The following is a 1879-nucleotide window of genomic DNA, read 5'->3' as shown; positions in this document are numbered from 1 at the left end:
CCGCCCTCGCCGGAGGCGAAGAGTGAGCGAGATGCAGGTTCCCGCGTCCGTCAGCCTGCTTCTGGCTGACTTCTCGCCCGCAGGTGGGTGAGAGGCGGGGGAGCGGATGCACCTCGCGCCCTCGCGCCCTCGCGCCCTCGCGCCCTCGCGCCCTCCCGCCCTCGCGCCCTCCCGCCCTCGCCGGAGGCGAAGAGTGAGCGAGATGCAGGTTCCCGCGTCCGTCAGCCTGCTTCTGGCTGACTTCTCGCGCGCGGACGAGGGCGCGCATTGTGCCTCCCCGCCCACGACGATCCTGATTGCCGGTAGAGTGCTGTCGTTTGTGGGTGCCGTAGGCTGTCCGCAGCCGCATCAGTGCGGCGATACGCCCATCTGGGTGGTGCGCGGCGTGCAGTCGCACCCCGCTCCACGCGCGAATCCGCGCAGTCACCCCACGTATCTCAGGAGATGCCCCACGTGAAGACCTCGGTCGAACAGATCAACCCGACCCGCGTCAAGCTGACGATCAACGTAGAACCGGCTGAACTCAAGCCATACGTCGACTCGGCCTACCGCACCATCGCAGAGCAGATCCAGGTCCCCGGCTTCCGCCGCGGCAAGGTTCCGACGCCGATCATCGACCAGCGCGTCGGTCGCGCCGCGGTCCTCGACCAGGCGATCTCCGACGGACTCGACGTCTTCTTCAACCAGGCCGTCTCGGAGTCGGACGTGCAGCCGCTCGGACGCCCGAAGGCTGACGTCGTCGAGACGCCGAACGTCGCGGACTTCTCCGGCGACCTCGTCGTCGAGGTCGAGGTCGACTCGCGTCCGTCCATCGAGCTCCCGTCGTACGACGGCATCAAGGTCGAGGTCGAGGCTGCAGTCGTCGACGCGGCTGACGTCGACGAAGAGCTCGAAGAGCTCCGCAAGCGCTTCGGCACGCTCGTCACGGCAGACCGCCCGATCGAGGACGGCGACTTCGTGACGCTCGACCTCATCGCCATGGTCGACGGCGACAAGGTCGACGAAGCTGAGGGAATCTCCTACGAGCTCGGCTCCGGCCAGCTTCTCGAGGGCACCGACGAGGCGCTCCTCACGCTCACCGCAGGCGAAGAGACCACCTTCCGCTCCACGCTGCTCGGCGGCGAGCACGAGGGCAAGGAAGCGGAGATCACCGTCACGGTGCAGTCCGTGAAGGACCGCGAGCTGCCCGAGATCGACGACGAGTTCGCGCAGATCGCGAGCGAGTTCGACACCATCGAGGAGCTCCGCGCAGACCTCGAGACGCAGGCCAAGAGCAAGAAGACGTTCGCGCAGGTCGACGCGGCCCGCGAGAAGATCGTCGAGCAGCTCCTCGAGCTCGTCGAGATCCCGCTCCCCGAGACGCTCATCAACGACGAGGTCACGCGCCACCTCGAGCAGGAGGGCCTCCAGCCCGACGACGAGCACGGCGTCGAGGTTCGCGCAAACGCCGAGAAGTCGTTCCGCCAGCAGGTGCTCCTCGACGAGGTCATCAAGGCTGAGGGCGTCGAGGTCGAGCAGGACGAGCTCACGCAGTTCCTCATCCAGTCGGCAGCCCAGTACGGCATGGCTCCGCAGGAGTTCATCGGCGTGCTGCAGGAGAACAACCAGCTCCCCGGCATGATCGGCGAGGTCGCACGCTCGAAGGCGATCCTCTTCGTCCTCGACAAGGCCGAGGTCGTCGACACCAACGGCGAAGCCGTCGACATCTCCGAGTTCACGGTCGCCGTGCAGCGCGCCAAGGACAAGGCAGCCGCAGCGGAGGCCGAGGAATCGGCTGACGCCGTCGAGTCCGACGAGGTCGCCGCCGACGAAGCCAAGGACGACGAGGCCAAGTAGCCTCCCGCCCACTCCACGAAGCGCCGCCGGCATAACGCCGGCG

General features: G+C 67.6%; 1 protein-coding gene. It reads left to right on the top strand.

The features are described 5' to 3' along the window. Positions 1 to 444 precede the first annotated feature (444 nt). On the top strand, positions 445 to 1836 hold the full coding sequence (gene tig, locus ITJ67_RS19460) for a trigger factor (protein ID WP_228503431.1): 1392 nt from the start codon (positions 445 to 447) through the stop codon (positions 1834 to 1836). The last annotated feature ends 43 nt before the right edge of the window (positions 1837 to 1879 follow it).

Origin of the sequence: Pseudoclavibacter sp. VKM Ac-2867, assembly GCF_015351275.1 — a bacterium.
GTDB lineage: Bacteria > Actinomycetota > Actinomycetes > Actinomycetales > Microbacteriaceae > Pseudoclavibacter.
The sequence above is the reverse complement of the archived record's forward strand: the minus strand, read 5'-3'. Positions and strand labels throughout refer to the sequence as shown.

Coding starts and splice junctions, on each gene's coding strand:
- tig (WP_228503431.1), top strand. CDS start 445: ATGCCCCACGTGAAGACCTCGGTCGAACAGATCAACCCGACCCGCGTC.